The organism is Pseudomonas uvaldensis, from assembly GCF_021271205.1.
GTDB classification, from domain to species: Bacteria; Pseudomonadota; Gammaproteobacteria; order Pseudomonadales; family Pseudomonadaceae; genus Aquipseudomonas; species Aquipseudomonas uvaldensis.
In genome coordinates, this window is the sequence record NZ_JAIWKS010000002.1 from 486,735 (window position 1) to 503,223 (window position 16,489).

The following is a 16,489-nucleotide window of genomic DNA, read 5'->3' on the forward strand; positions in this document are numbered from 1 at the left end:
ACAGGTATATCAATGGCCCTGAGTCAAACGTTGTGGAGGGTTTGTTTATCGATGACCCTGGCTACAGGCAGGGTGAAATAAATCACAGCGCCGGAATCTGGTGTGTTATCGGCCCAGATACTTCCACCATGAGCCTCGACAATTGATCGGCATATGGAAAGCCCCATGCCCATTCCATCAATCTTGGTGGTGAATAATGGCAGGAATAACTTCGACATGGCACTTTTGCAGATACCCGGGCCTGAATCCTGTATCAGAATTTTTATCGTATCCGCGGCCTGGAGACTTGCTTCCATTCTTATGAATCTGTTTCTGGTCCGATTTGCTCTCATGGCTTGGACACTGTTTGTCATCAGATTAATGATCACCTGCTGCAGTTGAACCCTGTCGGCATGAATGGCCGGAAGCGCGTCGTCGAAGTGATACTCGAGTCGAACCTTGCTTCGTCGGGTTTCGTGTCTGACCAGCTCGAGCGACTCAAGCAGCACCTCCCGTAGATCGAGTGTCGTTCGATAGTGATCGACATTCCTGGACATTCTCCGAATTCGCCGGATCACTTCGCTGGCTCTTCGAGCTTGTCCCAGTATCTGCTCCATGGCGCTACGGGTTTCCGAAATATGGGGTACATCCCTATCCAGCCAGCGCAAACCGGCTTCAGCGTAGGTGGTGACTGCCGCCAATGGCTGGTTGACCTCATGGGCAATGGATGCGGCCAGTTCTCCCAGCGCACTCAGGCGAGTCGCATAGGCCAATTCTGTTTGTGCGCGGTGCAAGGCTTCTTCAGCCATCTTGGCTGCTGTCACGTCCATGACAGCCCCGACATACTCGCATTCGCCTGCATGCCCCTTCATTAAGTCGGCATTCATATGAATGTGTTTGATTCGGCCATCCGGCATGACCAGGCGGTGTTCAATTTTCAGATAGGGAACTTGCTCAAAGGCTTTCGAGATGATCGCCTTGATGGGCTCGATGTCGTCCGGGTGAGTTCTATTCAGGATGCATTGGAGGGCAGGGTGGGTGCCTTCTTCAAATTCGAAGATTCTCAGGGCTTCCGCTGACCAATACATTTCACCACCGGGCACCGTCAAGCCAATACTGCCGGTTCGACTGACGCGTTGAGCCCCAGCCAGAAACGCCTCGCTGCGCCTCAGTGCGTCGGCGGCGTGTTTGCGTGCGGTAATGTCATTATGGGTAGCGAGAATCGAGATGGGAGTGCCGTCATTGGATACAGCCAGCGTACATCGACTGGTCACGATGACTGTCCTGCCATCGCGGCACTGTTCAGTCAGCTCACCTTCCCAACTACCCTTGGCTAACAATACTGACATCAACTCTTCCTGGGTAATGGGAAGCTGAGTATGAAGCAAGGCTTGGCAATCGCGCCCTAATGCCTCTTCACGGGACCACCCATACAAGGCTTCCGCTCCGGGGCTCCATGTTGAAATTCGTCCATCCATGTCTCTCACGACAATAGCGTCATGGGTCTGCGCAAGTAGTCGAACCTGTTCCCTGAGTTCGTCATCGGTGGTCTTGATTTGCAAGGCAAGCAGGGAGGTGATGACGATAGCCGATAAGCTCACCAGGCAACGGACGAACGCTGTTGAATCCAACTTCAGGCCATGTGAGACAAAAAACGCCGCCACAGTCAGGAAAATGCAGGAAAGACAAATGATACGTACGCCGCATTTGGAGAACAGTCGCAGACAAATCAGTATGACCACCACGTAGAGCACCGCAATGGCGACGTCAAGTGAGGTCAACGTGTCTACGACAAAAAACAGCGCCGCAAGAGCAATAGCTCCAATTCTCAGAACCATCGTGTTTGAAGTCGATTGTGCATGTTTCATCTGTCCCTCGCATAAAGGATGATGAGTTTGAAGTGATGGGCAGGCAGATTTGCGGCTTTCAGTAATGCCCGAAAGAGATAGAAGAAGATGTATCAGGCAATATTTCCAAAAAGGCCTCTGTCCTGACGCCCACAAGGTGACCGACAGAGGCAGAGGCCAACAGCATCGACTCAATAGTCCCAGTGGGCCGCAATCCAGCGGAATGCATCGCCGTCTACGGCTACATGTCCGAGCGAGGGGAAGGGCAGGTGAGTGGCGACGAACAACTCACCACTTGCCGCTGCCTCCCGTAACAGCCGTACCCGCACATCGACTGACTTTTGCGGATCGTGCTCGAAGCCGTTGTGCCATTCCGGATGGTCGAAGGCTACCGGGAACAGGGCGTCTCCGGCGAAGGTCAGGCGTTCGCCACCTGAGTTCACGTAGACGATGCAGTGACCAGGAGTGTGGCCGCCGGTAAGCTTTGCAACCACGCCGGGTGCTACTTCATGTTCGTCCTCGAAGATCTGCAGACAGTCCTCATAGTGCGCGATGAATTCGTTGGCGGTTCGACGCAGTACGTCTGGCACCGGTTGCGGCATTTCGGTCAGGCTGAAGTCGGGAATTTTCCAGAAGTCGACTTCAGTAGCGGTGACGTGGATGCGCACGTCCGACCTCAGGCTTTTTCTGACCGAATCGACCAACAGCCCGCCAATATGGTCCATGTGCATATGGGTGATCACGATATCGGTGATGGATGACAGATCGATACCTGCATCCTTCAGGCGTTTGGGGAACAGCCCGGCGCGAGGGAAGCCGGGGAACTGGTTGCCCAGGCCAGCATCGACCAGAATGGTTTGCTCTCCGCTGCGCACTACCAACACGTTAAGCGCCCAGTCGAACATGTCCGGCCCCAGGTACATGTCCTTGAACCAGGCCGCTCGCTCAGCGGGGTCGGCGTTGGTTGACATGGTTTCGGTCGGAAGCGGCAGCACGCCGTCGCTGACCACCAATATATCGACCTCGCCCAAGCGCAGAGCGTAGCGCGATGGCACCAACTCCTGAGCCGGCGTGGCGCCATCGGGCTGGGCGAAGCTATTCAGGTACATGGCCATGGTCTTCTCCTGTTACGTTGAGGTGCGGGTTCATCAGATGAATGAGTTAGTTTGTCTTACTGTCATCGGTTGTGAACTCAATCCTAGGGAGAAAAGCTTCCAGGCACATCTCTACATGGGTGTATGACAATTACGCGTCCGTTGTAGAAAACTATACAAATGTATAGATCAGCCAACTTTGGCATCTAGTCGATCGGTTCCGCTTCATGCCTTTATGGGGCTCAGTGGAAGAGGGTAGCGCGCCCTCATCCAGGGGGGCGGAGCCTGTAAAGCAATACATAAGTATTAATCTGGATATCCAACGGACGATCCTATTGAACCCATGTACAACTGACACTCAGCTTGGGATGTGAATAATTTCAAGTCGTACCGAAACCACAAGTAACCGGGCACAACGAGGTATTGGAAAATAACTTCATCGGGCTGATAAAAAATGAACAGAAATGACCTGCGACATGCCGATATCAACTTACTGGTTATCTTTGAAACCATGATGCGCGAGCGCAATGTCACTCGGACGGGCGAACGCTTGTTCCTCGGCCAAGCCACCGTGAGCAGCGCGCTGAGCCGGCTACGGACAATGTTCGACGACCCGCTGTTCATTCGCACCGGTCGAGTGATGGAGCCCACCGCGCGCGCGGAAGAAATCCACGTCCTTCTTGGACCCGCGCTGGAGGGGGTTGCCCTGGCGCTCAGTTGCGCACAGGAGTTCGACCCGTACACCAGCGAGGAGACTTTTCACGTTGGGCTTTGCGACGAAGTGGAATACGCGCTGCTGCCTGGGCTGATTCAGGATTTGAGAAGCGAGGCGCCAAATATCACTCTGGTAGTACACCGCGTGGATGCGCTGCAACTGCCGCAGCTGCTCATTGCAGGGGACATCTCCCTGGGTGTCGCTCAGGTCCGGGAACTGCCGGCCAGAGCCCATTGCCGAAGTTTGCGCGCGGTGCGGCCGATGTTGCTGTACGCCGACTCGGCTGCGGGCCCCATGAGTCTCGATGAATTCTGCCGGAGACCACATGTGGCAGTGTCCTCGCAGGGAAAAGTCAGCGACGAGGTCGACCGCGTTCTGGCCCGTCACGACCGGCAGCGCCGCGTAGTGCTGGCGGTACCTCAGTTCAGCGTCTTACCGGCATTGCTGGCCGGTAGCGACATGCTCGCTGTTGTACCCGACTATGCCGCCCGGGCAATGGCACGGCTCCACGGCCTGCGTGCCGAGTATCCGCCACTGCAGCTCTTGAGCCCTGACCTCGCCATGGCATGGCGTGGCACCAGCCATGCAGATCCTCGCGAGCGTTGGTTGCGCTCGTACTTCGCCCGTCATCTTGAACAGACGGAGAGTCCTGCACCGCAACCGGTTTACTGCTCGTCGCTGGCCGTGGCTTGAATGGATGACTATTTACTTGCCTGCGTCTGATTTCAGGTGCTCGCTGAAGAAGGCTGTCATCTTCTCGAAAGGAATCTTGTCCACGCGGTCGTACAAGTCGACGTGGTTGGCCCCCGGAACAATCACCAGTTCCTTGGGCTCTGCAGCAGCTGTATAGGCGGTCTCGGCGAAATAACGCGAATGAGCGTTCCCACCGTGAACGAACAGGATGGGGCGCGGCGAAATCTCTTTGATGTAGGTCAGGATCGGCATGTTCATGAACGACAGTGGCGTAGTCATCGTCCAGGCGTTGCCCGAGTTGACCGCACGCGGATGGTAGCCCCGCGGTGTCATGTAGTAGTCGGCATAGTCGACCAGGAACTGCGGCTCGCCGCCCTTCAGCTTGTTGTAGTCCGGCTGGTAGGCTGGCTTGCCGTTCTGCGCATCGTCCCAGCGTTGCCGACTCAGTTGTTCCAGGGTCTGAGCGCGCTGCTCGGCGGTCACAGTGTCGTTGTACCCCTTGGACATAACGCGAGTCATGTCGTACATGGTGCTGGCGACGACAGCCTTGACACGCTTGTCGGCCGCCACGGCGTTCAAGGCCATACCGCCCCAGCCGCAAATGCCGATGACGCCTATGCGCTCACGATCAACGTAGGATTGCAGGCCGATGAAATCTACCGCGGCCATGAAGTCTTCTGTGTTGATATCAGGCGAAGCGACGTTACGCGGCTCACCGCCGCTTTCTCCGGTATAGGAACCGTCGAAAGCCAACGTGACGAAGCCGCGCTCGGCCATGGTTTGCGCGTAAAGGCCCGAGGATTGCTCCTTCACCGCACCGAAGGGGCCGCCGACGACAAGCGCTGCCAACCGTTGGTTGCCTCGATTTTTCGGTAGATACAGGTCGCCTGCGAGGGTAATACCGTAGCGGTTCTTGAAGGTTACCTTCTGATGATCGACCTTCTCGCTCTTGGCAAATACCTTGTCCCATTCTTGGGTCAGTTGCAGACCGCCCATCTCGACCATTGTCGGGGACGCTTGCGCCTGCGCCATCTCACCTCCGAAGGCCGCAGCCAGGCCAACAAGGAGGGAGCCATGGAAAAAATCCCGGAGAGTCCTGCGCGATTTGATGCTCGTCAGATTCAGGGTTGCTTCGTTCATCGTGTTTTCCTTCGCGTAGTTGATGATTGGTGCAAATGCGCAGAACTGTTCGCTTTCATTTCGTAGGTCAACGCTTGGCTGCCGGTCTGTCGCATTGGGTGTCGGGTGCTTATGAAAAACTGTGTCGCTGCAGGAAAGTTAATCCCTTGAGAAGGTGATTCGCGCGGTTCCCCTGCCAAGCACCTGAGCCAGATCTGTAGGGTCGTCTATACGACCCAGGCGCGTGTACGAGTAGCTCGAATCGAATGTCAGGTAAAAGACAACCAGCGTCTGCGCCCCGTAGAGCATGAGATCGCCGTTGTGGACCGTGCCGGGCCGAATGGTGCTCGTAGGTAACGCCTTCGGCAGTTTGGCGTGCTTCTCGTTGCTGTTCAGATCGGGCATGTCGATCGTGAGCGGCAGCACGGCGACAAAGGCGCGAGCAGCTTCGGTGTCGGCCAAGGTAATGGCGAAGCGACGTTCGCCGACGGTCATCCACATACGAGACTCCTCCGATTGAACAGTCGCCGTTGTTGTATGAGTCGAGATGACGCGGGGACCGGCCAACGCCTCTCCGTTCCCGCCGAGGGTGAACAGGCTGGACAGCAGGCCCAGCATGCGCAGGGCACGCACGCCTCGTGCGGAGCGACCTTCAATCTGCGTTTGGCTGTGGCTGCTATGGGAGATAACGAGGCTCGTGGTCATAGACCCTCCGGACGTGGCAGTGAGCTCAGTTCGCTTGCCGCATCGGCGAGCGCGAGGTGAGGAGAGAGAGAAAGGCTGCTAACAACAGCATGGCCGCACTGCTAAAGAAGGTGGCTTGATAGCCGCTATGGTCGAACAGCAGGCCGCCAAGGATCGACCCCAGGGCGATGGAGAGTTGCACCACAGCAACGAACAGGCCGCCACCTGCTTCGGCATCCTTGGGAAACACCATGGCAATCCAGGACCACCAGCCGACAGGGGCCGAGGTACCGATCAGCCCCCACAGACCCAGCAGGACGACAACGATGGCAGCCCAATGACCGAAGGCTGTCAGGGCCACGGCAATCAAAGCCATCAGCAATGGCATGACTATCAGCGTCTGAAAGAAGCGCCGCTGCAGCACCCGCCCGATTAGCAGCGTGCCGATGAAGCCCGCCGCACCGATCACTAGCAGTACGAGTGAAATGTTGGTGCCATGCACATCGGTGACCGTCTCCAGGAACGGTCGCACATAGGTGAACAAGGAGAACTGGCCCATGAAGAACAGGCTGCTGGCAAGCATGCCGATCAAGACGGTGGGGCGCTTGAGCAGGGTGAATACCTTGAACGCACTGCCCAACTCGGGACTGCGCGCGGCGACCTGCATGGATGGCAGCGCTTTCCATTGCCAGACCAGTGCGAGCAGGGCGATTGGCACCAGGCAGAGAAAGGCACCGCGCCAACCGATGAAAGCCCCGAGCCAAGCGCCCAGCGGTGCGGCAACCACTGTGGCCAATGCGTTCCCCCCATTGACCAGTGCCAGTGCCCGCGGCACATCACGGCTTGGCACCAGGCGTATCGTCGTGGCTGCCGACATCGACCAGAAACCGCCTACCACCACGCCGATCAGTGCCCGACCGAGCATGTAGGTTACATAGTTTGGCGCCAGGGCGACGATGCCACCGGATATGCCCATGGTCGCAGTCAGTCCCAGCAACAGTGTCTTGCGATTCAGGCTGCCGGCAAGTGCGGAAATGAACAGGCTGGTGAGCACGGCGAAGGCGCCCGAGATGGCAATGCCTTGGCCTGCCATACCCTCGGTAACATCCAGGTCATCGGCGATGGGCGTCAGTAGGCTGACCGGCAGGAACTCCGATGCGACCAGCGCGAAGGCACAAACCGAAATGGCCAGGACGCCACTCCAGGAGTCCGACTGCTCGGGGACTTCGTTGACGGTATTGATTGTGTTGGCTGTCATGCAAACCTGGGTTTCTGAGATTTAAACCACCGATGCGGCGAGGGCGGCGAGGAGAGGTCAGGGATTGCTACTCCCAAGGAGAACAAAGCTGATTATTCGGAGTGAATGTTCGGGCATGCGACTTGTTGTTACTAGCTAATCAATACTTAAAGGAGCTATAAGCTCTTCTAATCAATGATTCGTGGGAAACTTCGGCCATGATCAAACGTAACCTCAACGACCTGCTGTCCTTCGTAACCGTCGCGCGCGAGGGCACCTTCACTCGCGCCGCCGCCCAACTGGGCGTGACGCAGTCGGCATTGAGTCAGGCGATAAGCGGCTTGGAGGCACGACTGCAGATCCGCTTGCTCACCCGAACGACGCGTAGCGTCTCGCCCACTGCGGCGGGAGAACGCCTGCTGAACGCCATTGGCAATCGCTTCGACGAGATCGAGGCGGAACTGGACGAGTTGTCGGCCCTGCGCGACAAGCCAAGCGGCACGGTACGCATTACCTGTGGGGATCACATCCAGCGCACCTTGCTGCTGCCCAAGCTCACGCCCTTGCTGCTGGAATATTCAGACATCAAGGTCGAGTTCGACATCAACTACGGCTTTCGCGACATCGTGGCTGATCGCTTCGATGTCGGGGTGCGCATGGGTGACACCATCGACAAGGACATGATCGCCATTCCCATCGGGCCTCAGTTGCGCATGGCGGTGGTGGCATCCCCGGCGTACTTTGCGAATCGCCCGAAACCCAGGAACCCTCGTGAGCTGATCGGCCACAACTGCATCAATATGCGCATGCAGTCTGGAGGAGGGCTTTACGTCTGGGATTTTCAACGCAAGGGCAAACAGTTGAATGTCCGTGTGGGTGGACAGCTGATCTTGAACACTTCGCCCAATATTGTGGAGGCAGCGCTGGCCGGATTGGGAATCGCCTGGCTACCTGAAGATGAATTCGCCCCCCATATAGAGGAAGGCAGGTTGGTACGCGTGCTGGAGGATTGGTGCCCATTCTTTCCCGGTTACTACCTGTACTACCCAAGCCGCCGACAGCCATCGCCGGCATTTAGTCTAGTCGTAGATGCGCTGCGTTATAGCAGGCCATAGTTTGCAGCAGCTGTCGTGCGTTAGACCTTACCTGTAGAGAACAAATAGTCGCGCTTCGTGCACGGATGAAAATTGCGTGATCGATGCAGGATTAAAATCACCATAGCTCAGGCTCTTGAGCTGAATCCCTTGAAATCACCAACGCTGATTACGATCCAGCTCAGGGGAAGCCCGGTAGCTCCATACAAAGGTACGCATAATGTATATTATGTTAAACAATGTGTGTATCACTGTTTATTCACTTGTCTGAGTCCTCTGCCCCAGGTAATACCGCGCTCAGCCCAGCACCGGGATCACTCGCGAGGGCTTGACCGATTTGAACGAAAAACTTGAATAGATCTCTTTGACCGCGGGCAAGGTTTGCAGCACCTCTCGCGCAAACTCGCCGAAAGACTCCAGGTCCTTGGCCACCACTTCCAGCAGAAAATCATAGCGTCCGGAAACGTTGTGACAGGCGACGATCTCCGGGATTTCCAATAGGCGCTGTTCGAAGGATCGGGCCATTTCCTGACTGTGGGACTCCATCATCACGCTGACAAATGCAGTGACGCCGTAGCCGAGCGCCTTGGGCGAAAGAATCGCCTGGTAGCCGGTAATCACTGCGTTCTCTTCGAGAATTTTCACCCGTCGCCAACACGGCGAAGTGGTCAGGGCCACATGTTCGGCCAGTTCGGCGATGGTCAGCCGGGCGTTGCCTTGCAGGGCCGCGAGTAAGGCTTTGTCTGTACGATCCAGATCACTGGGCATGTCTTGCCTCCAAACTGTGTTTTCCGGAGCGTTTATTCCAATTGATGGGTTATTCCTGGGTCAATTTGGAATTTTTCTTGTTGAAATTGAGCATAGCATTGTAGGAAATACAGGAGTGCTCAACATGAACAATAAAAACAATGAACTGGGCTTTTCCACCCGCGCCATCCATCACGGCTATAACCCGCTGGACAACAACGGCGCACTGATCCCGCCGATCTACCTGACCTCTACGTTCGCCTTCCCTACCGCCGAATACGGCGCCGGTTGTTTCGCCGGCGAAGAATCCGGGCATTTTTACACGCGGATCTCCAACCCCACATTGGCTCTGTTGGAGTCACGCATGGCGGCTTTGGAAAACGGCGAGGCGGCGGTGGCCTTCAGCTCCGGCATGGGAGCCATTGCCGCGACCTTTTGGACCTTGCTGCGCCCCGGTGACGAGATCATCCTCAGCCGTACGTTGTACGGTTGCACCTTCGCCCTGCTGCACCACGGTATTGGCGAGTTTGGCGTCAAGGTGCGCCATGTTGACATGTCCAACCTGGCCGAACTGCGCGATGCCATCAGTCCTTCGACGCGCATGATCTACTTCGAATCCCCGGCCAATCCGAACATGCAGCTGGTCGACATCTGCGCGGTGGCCAAGATTGCCCACCATCATCGGAATGTCACCTTGGTGGTCGATAACACCTACTGCACTCCATACCTGCAACGCCCCTTGGAAATGGGTGCGGATGTAGTCGTGCATTCGGCCACCAAGTACCTCAGTGGCCATGGCGATATCACGGCCGGCATCGTGATTGCCAGTCATCCACTGGCAAACCGCATTCGCCTGCACGGCCTCAAGGACCTGACCGGTGCGGTCATGTCGCCTCAGGACGCTTTTCTGCTGATGCGCGGGCTCAAGACCCTGTCACTGCGCATGGAGCGCCATTGCAGCAACGCCCAGGTGATCGCCGAGTATTTACAAGCGCACCCGGCCGTCGAATGGGTCACCTACCCCGGCCTGCCCTCCTTTGCTCAGTACGACCTGGCGTCGAGGCAGATGAAGTTGCCCGGGGGCATGATCGCCTTCGAACTCAAAGGCGGCCTGACCACCGGCCGGCGTTTCATGAACGCACTGGAGTTGTTCGCCCGCGCGGTCAGCCTGGGAGACGCCGAGTCCCTGGCCCAGCATCCAGCCAGTATGACCCATTCCACCTACACGCCTGAAGAGCGTGCGCACCACGGGATTTCCGAGGGGTTGGTGCGTTTGTCGGTGGGCCTTGAAGACATCGCGGACCTGCTGGCCGACATCACCCAAGCGCTGGATGCCTGTGCTCAAGGAGGTTGACCACGTCCACCGCTTATACCCTCAACGATGGCGAGCTCAGTGCGCAAGACCAGGATCTCCAGGAAACCCGGAAAATGTCCTTATTTAACGAACCTAAGGCACCCGAACCCAGTCTTGATCTGCAATTGTTGGATGGGCTCGACACTCTCCTGCTCGCCGATTTTCTTGATGACCGCCACCCCGCAGTAAGACTCGTCTCGGTTGAAGATCGGAAGAATGCCTGTCTTAGGCTCGGTCCAAGAGCCCGAGGTCAAGGTATAGGTGGCTCCATTCTGCGGTTTGAATGAGAACGGGATCTTGCAAGCGCTGCTGCCTGCGACTTGCCAGTAAGTCAGTATCAGCTCCTTGTCCACGGCAACCCGGGATTCAATATATTCCCCGTTAGAGGGCAGAACCGTATAACCGGCATAACATCCGTTGTCGCCGAAGGTCATGGCATCCAGCCTCGCCCCTCCTCCAGCCTTGAGGCGAACGGTTGCAGCGGGATCGCCGGGTCCGGGAACGACATATTGCTTACCCTGTAAAAACGAAGTGCAACCGCTGATCAGCAATGCGCCGGCCAGCAAGATAAACCGACCAGATTTTTGATTGACGTACATCCATTTCTCCCTGGTTCCATTGGGGTGCCCTAGCCGTTTCGGAGACTTGGACTATCGAAAGCGGTCTGATGGTAGTGGATTCTGTGCGCTGCCGAGCAGGTTTGGATGTCTCGGCACCCGAACCTATTTCACCTGCATGTACTGACTGAAATTGTTGATGTGATCATCCAGATTATCCTCAAGCATCATCCGGTACTGATCGCAGAAATACTTCAACAGTGCTTCCCGCGCATCGGCCATTTCGGCACCAGACTTGAAGTTTTGCGCGCTCGCCCACGCGTTGAAGCGCGTGGTGCCGAACATCATGGATGCGCTGACCCCACCGAGATTTCCATAGGTTTTGAGCTGTTCGTTTGACAGCTCGATATGGGCGTCTGCACGGTCGTAGAAGGCTTGGTCGGGGGCGTCAGCCATGATGAGGTCTCGGTAATCAATGAAGGATGCCATTGGAGCATATCCTGCGGGAGGATTGCAGTTGCTTGCAGCCTTGCCCCTGCGAGACCACTAGCTCGTCGAGCTTGCGCAGTGGTTCCAGATGCGCTTGTCACGGACGCATCAGCGGCTCGATACCGATCCACTTCTTGACCGGGTGATAACACAACTCAAGCTGCGGAATTTCCACCTTATGGTTCTCGATCTCCAACGTTCCCAGGTTGATCTTCCACCTGGAGTTCGCATTGAAGGCGCTGGTCTTGAAAATCACATAGACAGACCCGTGATGATTGTCGTTAGTGATCTTGGGGATGCGGCGTCGTACTTCATCGCTATTGATGTTATAGGGCGACTGGCGGGAGTACTTTTCATCTTCGAGTGGGTAATCGTACGTCAACGAACCCAGGTGGATTTCGGGCCTTGCGCCAAGCCGGGATCCATCCTCAAACGTTATATAAGCCTGTCGGCTGTCGTAGAGGATCGGGGTCTCCAAGGTTTCGGAACTGAACAGCCCCTGGCTGCCTTTCTCGAATGCAATCAGTTGTACATAAAACTCAGGCTGGGGGTACTTCTCGCCGGGATCCTTCACCGAGTACAGCTGCTCAAACGGCTCATCGGACCATTGCGCGTCGTAGTCGTACAAATAGGTGCGCAAAACGATAGTCCTTTCAGAATCCGGACCGGGCACCTTGAATTGAAACTTTGTTTCACAGAGGTCGGCGTAAGCAGGGCGTTCTCTCGTCCAAGGGATGCAGCCAGTGATTGCAGTAGCCATTATCAAAAACGCAACGGTCAAAAGCGTCCTTACCAACATGTTCAATCCTATCTAGCAGCCGGTTGTGTGCAGGTGCACGGCATTAAACTAAATTTGAGCACCCGCCTCTATGCTTTGGACTTCACCAACGGTTTGCGGGGAACATCGACAGTACCCTAAATCGGGCTTGACCTCGCACTGTAAGCAATCGTTGTAGGGAAGACGTGCGACACCACGCGTCATTTGTCTCCCAGGGCAACTCCGCGCTTGAAGATCTCTAACGTCTTCGGCCCGATGCCATTGAAGCTGAGCAACCATCGCTCAAACTCAGCTGATTTCATTGACCCACTCTGCAAAGCATTCATCCGAGATTCCAGTCCGGCATCCAGCCCCACACCAAGCTCGTGCAGTCGCCGCGCCGTGGATTCATCGTATCGTGCGTAGCCCGCTTGCCCGAGGAACCTGACAAGATCCCGATGTGAGCATCGGGCGAGCTTTGCAGGCGTATCCAAGCCATATCGATCAACCAGGTTCCGGTACGCCTCGACGGCGACAGAGGAACGAATCCTTTTACCGATCAGAAAGCTGGCGAGCAGCCACCGATACACTCCGTGACCGCTCCGAGCATCGATCTCAATACCAAGGTCGGCAGCAGAAACTGGGGTCACCCCTTCGATCGCCTGGGGTCAGCGGAACGCGGATAGGTGCGTTCTTCCTCGATGGTGCCGTCGGCTTTGTGAATCTTTACCGAGGCGGTTTTGCCATCAAAGAAATCTGTCAGAGAACTCACCAACTCCTGCTTAGTGGCCGCTTTTTTGGAAGCGCGCTCTGCGCCGACTTTCTTAAGTTCCCAGCCATCCGCAGAAGGGCTCAGGTGATAGTTGTCCATTGCCTTGCTCCTCACATTCAAATGGATTCAGCATCGTCCTGAATATCTTCCTCCGCCTCAGCTCCATTAGTGGCGTCGGCATCGTTCAAGGGCGGCGAAGTCGGCTTTTCTGGATCGTTTATGTAGGGCACGCTGCTAGGGCCCTGCTCTTCAAGTCCTTCAGTCTTAGGCTGCATGCTGGTTCTCCTTCTTCTTTCTGATAGTGATTGGAGGACAGGCGCTGCGAGGCGTTCAATGCCATACGAGCTTGCGCTAGCTTTAGCCTGATGAGTCGTACCCACTCAGAATTAACAACGTTTAACTCACCAGCCAGAGCCCTGCGGCCAATAATCGGGCCCTCGTCACCGAACTGGCTACAGCATGCGCACCGCAACCCAAGCACTGAACCCCTGCAGCCTTTGCAGCAATAAAGCCCGCGCGCAACCATGGCCACGCTCCAAGCTCTGGTTATCCATGTTGCTAATCGGAACCTGCAGCACAGCCCAGGCTGCTGAGCCATCGGCGCTAGGCTTCATGGACGGCTCAACCCTTGACGTGCTGAGCCGCAATTTCTTCCTTCAGAATGACTACCGATCCCCCTCCCCGGCGAACAAAAGCTACAAGCAGGAATGGGCTCAAGGCTTCATCGCCACATTTGTCTCCGGCTTTACCCCCGGCAATGTCGGATTCGGTGTCGATGCCCATGGTTTTTTCGGTTTGAAACTGGATGGCGGCAAGGGCCGTTCCGGCACTGGATTGCTGCCGTTGGATGCGGATGGCCGCGGTGAAAGCGACTTCTCCAGCGCCGGTGGCGCGCTGAAACTGCGCACGTCCAGAACCACCTTGGTCTACGGTGAGATGACCGTGGAAACCCCGGTGTTCGACACCGCTGACAAGCGGCTGCAACCGGAATATGCCACGGGCCTTCTGCTCGACAGCCAGGAGTTCGACGACGTGCATTTGCAGGCCGGGCACTTCACTGCGTTCAAGAACCAAGATACCTCGACCAGCAAAGGGGACTTCAGCGGCTATGGGGTGAGCACCGCCACTGGCGACATCAGTTTTCTCGGAGCTCAACTGTTCGAAGACCAGCCGTTGGGCGGTGCTCTGTACGCGTCCGAGCTGTCCGACACCTGGCGTCAGTACTACGCCAACCTGCATCTGAAGCGATCCGGGTTATTCCTGGACAGCAACGTTTACCACACCCAGGATTACGGCAACGCCGTGGCCGGCGGGATTGATAACACGGCGTACAGCCTGTCCGGCAAGTACACCCTCGGCGCCCAGGGATTCACGCTGGCCTATCAGAAAATCCACGGCGACACGCCATTCGACTTTGTGGGCGGCGACTCGATCTATCTGGCCAACTCCATCAAGTACGCAGATTTCAACGGCGCCGGCGAGCGCTCCTGGCAGGCCCGCTACGACCTCGACCTGGGCGCTTTCGGCGTCCCCGGCTTGAAATTCATGACTCGCTACGTCACCGGCCGCGGCATCGACGGCACCCATGCCCCTCAAGGTGGGGCGTACAACCCATTTGACCCGGATACCGGTCAGTTCGTCCCGCAACAGGGAAACGGCGGACGTCATTGGGAGCGGGATATCGATCTGCACTACACCGTGCAATCGGGACCGGCCAAGGATCTGTCCGTGCAGGTGTCCCAGGTGACCCATCGGGCCAACAGCGCTCAGGGCGGCGATGACATCGACCGGGTTTACATCGTGGTCGAATACCCCCTCAAGCTGGGACGCTTTTAACCGGTTCGCCGCCCGGTGACGTTGAATGTCGACCGGTGTTCCCTGTTGTCGGCGGCATCCAGCTTCATGATCGGAACCAAAGAGCCAAATGGCTCAACCCTGTCCATCAGCATCTGGGAGAGACGCTGATGAGCGAATTGCCAAGCTGATGAGCTTTCATGGCCCTGCGGATTTCCTATGAGCTGATCCATGTTTTATCTCCTTGGTCGTTTCGAAGGTTTGGTGTGCCCGGCGAGTTGTTTCTTCTCTGCCCCTGAGGCAGCATCGCCGCCCTCCTCCAAGACTGACTTTTCTTTCTCAGCCTGGCGAAGTTGTTCATTCTCTCTCTGAAGCGACGCGACCAGCGCCAGTGTTTCTTGCTCACGCAGATCGGCTACGGCGGCGGCCTTGTGGAGCGCCTTTATCTCTTCATGCAGAGCCGAGATCTGCTTCATGAGGTGTTCAGTCACCCCAACGGTCTTCGCCTCAGCCTGGCGCAGCGCCTCAATTTGAGTATTCAGCGACTGAACCAAGGCTTCCTGCGTGTGCAGGGCTTTGGTTTGCTGCCTGGTCTCACCGAGGAGGCGTTCATTGTCGCGATTCAGTCGCGTCAGATCGTCCTGTTTTACGACGATGGTTTCTCGCAACTTGCGCTGCTCAACCTGCATCTCATGCAGTTGAGACTCGTGCCGGCGTTGATCTTGATTGCGTTGCTCCTTCACCGCTTCTCGATAGTGCTCTAGCGCTCCGAGAGCCTGAACGTGCTTTTCCTCCAGCGATTGGAGGTGTTTGTCCTTTTCAGCGACCAGGGATTCCAGGTCGGTACAGCGCTGACTGATGCGTGCATTGCGCGTCAACTCAGCCTGGAGCGAGGACTGGGTGGTTGCGAGTTCAGCGCTCTGCATCTCTATCGCGGCCTGTTGGGTGGCCAATTGCCGTTGAGCACTGGCCAGTTCCGACCTGAGCTCGATGATCTGGTTTTCCAGCACGATCCGCTGCTGCTCAAAAGCCGCCGTCGCCTGGGAGATGACGTCCTGCCCCTCCTCCATCAACTGATCCAGCAACGTTTGCACCATACCGTTGAGCGTTTCGCCCATGCGCTCACGTGAACTCACAGGCTCTGAATTGGACGGTTCAAGCTCCTTCAGGTAGCGGGAAATCGTCGTCTTGGACCCCGTATTCCCGAGCTCTACGCGCACGGCGTCGATACTGGGGTTGGCTCCCCTGGCCAGCAGTGCCTGACGTGCCTTTTGCACTACAGCTTTGTTGATCCCGCTTCTGGCCATGGCGCCTCCTACGATTTCATACCGTGTTACGTATTATGTAACTACATAATGAATTAATTCAACCCTACACCGTTTGACTGAGTCCGCCAAATGATCAAGGCATCAGGGGTCGTGCGCCCTGCACACAGTCAGACAGGCCGCCCCGCTGCTGCTCTAGCACCTGGAGTTGTACAGCCGTCACTCGACGGGGCGCGGACTTGCGACCTGAGCGTCTGCGAAGGGGGGGACATCAAGGGATTGATGGGAGATG

Annotated in this window: 18 protein-coding genes; 4 read left to right on the forward strand and 14 right to left on the reverse strand. The window is 56.6% G+C overall.

Annotated features, from left to right (window positions below):
• Positions 1 to 23 precede the first annotated feature (23 nt).
• On the reverse strand, positions 24 to 1,847 hold the full coding sequence (locus LCU97_RS05565; protein WP_232775791.1) for a PAS domain-containing sensor histidine kinase: 1,824 nt from the start codon (positions 1,845 to 1,847) through the stop codon (positions 24 to 26).
• Between the two features lie 170 nt (positions 1,848 to 2,017).
• Positions 2,018 to 2,941: an MBL fold metallo-hydrolase gene (locus tag LCU97_RS05570; RefSeq protein ID WP_232775792.1), complete on the reverse strand. Its 924-nt coding sequence runs from the start codon at positions 2,939 to 2,941 to the stop codon at positions 2,018 to 2,020.
• Positions 2,942 to 3,374: 433 nt separating this feature from the next.
• On the opposite strand from LCU97_RS05570, the gene LCU97_RS05575 reads away from it, so the two are divergent.
• On the forward strand, positions 3,375 to 4,328 hold the full coding sequence (locus LCU97_RS05575) for a LysR substrate-binding domain-containing protein (protein ID WP_053151208.1): 954 nt from the start codon (positions 3,375 to 3,377) through the stop codon (positions 4,326 to 4,328).
• A gap of 12 nt (positions 4,329 to 4,340) precedes the next feature.
• Here LCU97_RS05575 and LCU97_RS05580 read toward each other — a convergent pair whose 3' ends face one another.
• The 3 genes from LCU97_RS05580 to LCU97_RS05590 all read right to left on the reverse strand — a co-directional run bounded on the left by LCU97_RS05580 (position 4,341) and on the right by LCU97_RS05590 (position 7,389).
• A complete protein-coding gene (locus LCU97_RS05580; RefSeq protein WP_232775931.1) occupies positions 4,341 to 5,360 on the reverse strand; it encodes an alpha/beta hydrolase in 1,020 nt (339 codons plus the stop codon).
• Positions 5,361 to 5,606: 246 nt separating this feature from the next.
• Entirely contained in the window at positions 5,607 to 6,152 is a 546-nt protein-coding gene (locus LCU97_RS05585) for a cyclophilin-like fold protein (RefSeq protein WP_269802828.1), read from the reverse strand.
• A gap of 25 nt (positions 6,153 to 6,177) precedes the next feature.
• On the reverse strand, positions 6,178 to 7,389 hold the full coding sequence (locus LCU97_RS05590) for an MFS transporter (RefSeq protein WP_232775793.1): 1,212 nt from the start codon (positions 7,387 to 7,389) through the stop codon (positions 6,178 to 6,180).
• Positions 7,390 to 7,586: 197 nt separating this feature from the next.
• On the opposite strand from LCU97_RS05590, the gene LCU97_RS05595 reads away from it, so the two are divergent.
• Positions 7,587 to 8,483 carry a LysR family transcriptional regulator gene (locus LCU97_RS05595; protein ID WP_053151217.1) on the forward strand — a complete coding sequence of 299 codons (897 nt, stop codon included), beginning with the start codon at positions 7,587 to 7,589 and terminating at the stop codon, positions 8,481 to 8,483.
• 276 nt (positions 8,484 to 8,759) lie between these two features.
• On the opposite strand, the gene LCU97_RS05600 is transcribed toward LCU97_RS05595, so the two are convergent.
• Positions 8,760 to 9,230 carry an Lrp/AsnC family transcriptional regulator gene (locus LCU97_RS05600; protein ID WP_232775794.1) on the reverse strand — a complete coding sequence of 157 codons (471 nt, stop codon included), beginning with the start codon at positions 9,228 to 9,230 and terminating at the stop codon, positions 8,760 to 8,762.
• A 124-nt stretch (positions 9,231 to 9,354) separates the two neighbouring features.
• Here LCU97_RS05600 and LCU97_RS05605 point away from each other — a divergent pair, with 124 nt between their 5' ends.
• Positions 9,355 to 10,563, forward strand: a complete 1,209-nt coding sequence (locus LCU97_RS05605; RefSeq protein ID WP_232775795.1) for a methionine gamma-lyase — start codon at positions 9,355 to 9,357, stop codon at positions 10,561 to 10,563.
• 80 nt (positions 10,564 to 10,643) lie between these two features.
• Here the strand turns inward: LCU97_RS05605 and LCU97_RS05610 are convergent, their stop codons facing one another.
• The 6 genes from LCU97_RS05610 to LCU97_RS05635 all read right to left on the reverse strand — a co-directional run bounded on the left by LCU97_RS05610 (position 10,644) and on the right by LCU97_RS05635 (position 13,413).
• The gene (locus tag LCU97_RS05610; protein WP_053151224.1) at positions 10,644 to 11,162 is read right to left on the reverse strand and encodes a hypothetical protein; all 519 of its coding nucleotides are present in this window, start codon (positions 11,160 to 11,162) and stop codon (positions 10,644 to 10,646) included.
• A 123-nt stretch (positions 11,163 to 11,285) separates the two neighbouring features.
• Positions 11,286 to 11,576, reverse strand: a complete 291-nt coding sequence (locus LCU97_RS05615; protein WP_053151306.1) for a DUF3144 domain-containing protein — start codon at positions 11,574 to 11,576, stop codon at positions 11,286 to 11,288.
• A 130-nt stretch (positions 11,577 to 11,706) separates the two neighbouring features.
• Positions 11,707 to 12,249: a hypothetical protein gene (locus LCU97_RS05620; protein WP_232775796.1), complete on the reverse strand. Its 543-nt coding sequence runs from the start codon at positions 12,247 to 12,249 to the stop codon at positions 11,707 to 11,709.
• Positions 12,250 to 12,587: 338 nt separating this feature from the next.
• Positions 12,588 to 13,016, reverse strand: a complete 429-nt coding sequence (locus tag LCU97_RS05625) for an HhH-GDP family DNA glycosylase (RefSeq protein ID WP_232775797.1) — start codon at positions 13,014 to 13,016, stop codon at positions 12,588 to 12,590.
• Positions 13,013 to 13,237: a DUF2188 domain-containing protein gene (locus tag LCU97_RS05630; protein WP_232775798.1), complete on the reverse strand. Its 225-nt coding sequence runs from the start codon at positions 13,235 to 13,237 to the stop codon at positions 13,013 to 13,015. The genes LCU97_RS05625 and LCU97_RS05630 overlap by 4 nt, the downstream gene beginning before the upstream one ends.
• 17 nt (positions 13,238 to 13,254) lie before the next feature.
• Positions 13,255 to 13,413, reverse strand: a complete 159-nt coding sequence (locus LCU97_RS05635) for a hypothetical protein (protein WP_232775799.1) — start codon at positions 13,411 to 13,413, stop codon at positions 13,255 to 13,257.
• Positions 13,414 to 13,690: 277 nt separating this feature from the next.
• On the opposite strand from LCU97_RS05635, the gene LCU97_RS05640 reads away from it, so the two are divergent.
• Complete coding sequence (locus tag LCU97_RS05640) at positions 13,691 to 14,974, forward strand: OprD family porin (RefSeq protein WP_232775800.1); 1,284 nt, start codon at positions 13,691 to 13,693, stop codon at positions 14,972 to 14,974.
• On the opposite strand, the gene LCU97_RS05645 is transcribed toward LCU97_RS05640, so the two are convergent.
• Both LCU97_RS05645 and LCU97_RS05650 read right to left on the reverse strand, forming a co-directional pair.
• A complete protein-coding gene (locus LCU97_RS05645; protein WP_232775801.1) occupies positions 14,971 to 15,165 on the reverse strand; it encodes a hypothetical protein in 195 nt (64 codons plus the stop codon). The genes LCU97_RS05640 and LCU97_RS05645 overlap by 4 nt on opposite strands.
• Before the next feature lie 3 nt (positions 15,166 to 15,168).
• Positions 15,169 to 16,239 carry a DNA-binding protein gene (locus LCU97_RS05650; RefSeq protein ID WP_232775802.1) on the reverse strand — a complete coding sequence of 357 codons (1,071 nt, stop codon included), beginning with the start codon at positions 16,237 to 16,239 and terminating at the stop codon, positions 15,169 to 15,171.
• Positions 16,240 to 16,489: the final 250 nt, after the last annotated feature.

Bases quoted from the DNA above. Each gene is read 5' to 3' on its own strand.
- LCU97_RS05580 (WP_232775931.1), bottom strand. From the start codon at position 5,360: ATGGCGCAGGCGCAAGCGTCCCCGACAATGGTCGAGATGGGCGGTCTG.
- LCU97_RS05605 (WP_232775795.1), top strand. From the start codon at position 9,355: ATGAACAATAAAAACAATGAACTGGGCTTTTCCACCCGCGCCATCCAT.
- LCU97_RS05635 (WP_232775799.1), bottom strand. From the start codon at position 13,413: ATGCAGCCTAAGACTGAAGGACTTGAAGAGCAGGGCCCTAGCAGCGTG.
- LCU97_RS05615 (WP_053151306.1), bottom strand. From the start codon at position 11,576: ATGGCTGACGCCCCCGACCAAGCCTTCTACGACCGTGCAGACGCCCAT.
- LCU97_RS05640 (WP_232775800.1), top strand. From the start codon at position 13,691: ATGTTGCTAATCGGAACCTGCAGCACAGCCCAGGCTGCTGAGCCATCG.
- LCU97_RS05650 (WP_232775802.1), bottom strand. From the start codon at position 16,239: ATGGCCAGAAGCGGGATCAACAAAGCTGTAGTGCAAAAGGCACGTCAG.
- LCU97_RS05600 (WP_232775794.1), bottom strand. From the start codon at position 9,230: ATGCCCAGTGATCTGGATCGTACAGACAAAGCCTTACTCGCGGCCCTG.
- LCU97_RS05630 (WP_232775798.1), bottom strand. From the start codon at position 13,237: ATGGACAACTATCACCTGAGCCCTTCTGCGGATGGCTGGGAACTTAAG.
- LCU97_RS05595 (WP_053151217.1), top strand. From the start codon at position 7,587: ATGATCAAACGTAACCTCAACGACCTGCTGTCCTTCGTAACCGTCGCG.
- LCU97_RS05575 (WP_053151208.1), top strand. From the start codon at position 3,375: ATGAACAGAAATGACCTGCGACATGCCGATATCAACTTACTGGTTATC.
- LCU97_RS05570 (WP_232775792.1), bottom strand. From the start codon at position 2,941: ATGGCCATGTACCTGAATAGCTTCGCCCAGCCCGATGGCGCCACGCCG.
- LCU97_RS05610 (WP_053151224.1), bottom strand. From the start codon at position 11,162: ATGTACGTCAATCAAAAATCTGGTCGGTTTATCTTGCTGGCCGGCGCA.
- LCU97_RS05590 (WP_232775793.1), bottom strand. From the start codon at position 7,389: ATGACAGCCAACACAATCAATACCGTCAACGAAGTCCCCGAGCAGTCG.
- LCU97_RS05585 (WP_269802828.1), bottom strand. From the start codon at position 6,152: ATGACCACGAGCCTCGTTATCTCCCATAGCAGCCACAGCCAAACGCAG.
- LCU97_RS05565 (WP_232775791.1), bottom strand. From the start codon at position 1,847: ATGAAACATGCACAATCGACTTCAAACACGATGGTTCTGAGAATTGGA.
- LCU97_RS05645 (WP_232775801.1), bottom strand. From the start codon at position 15,165: ATGGATCAGCTCATAGGAAATCCGCAGGGCCATGAAAGCTCATCAGCT.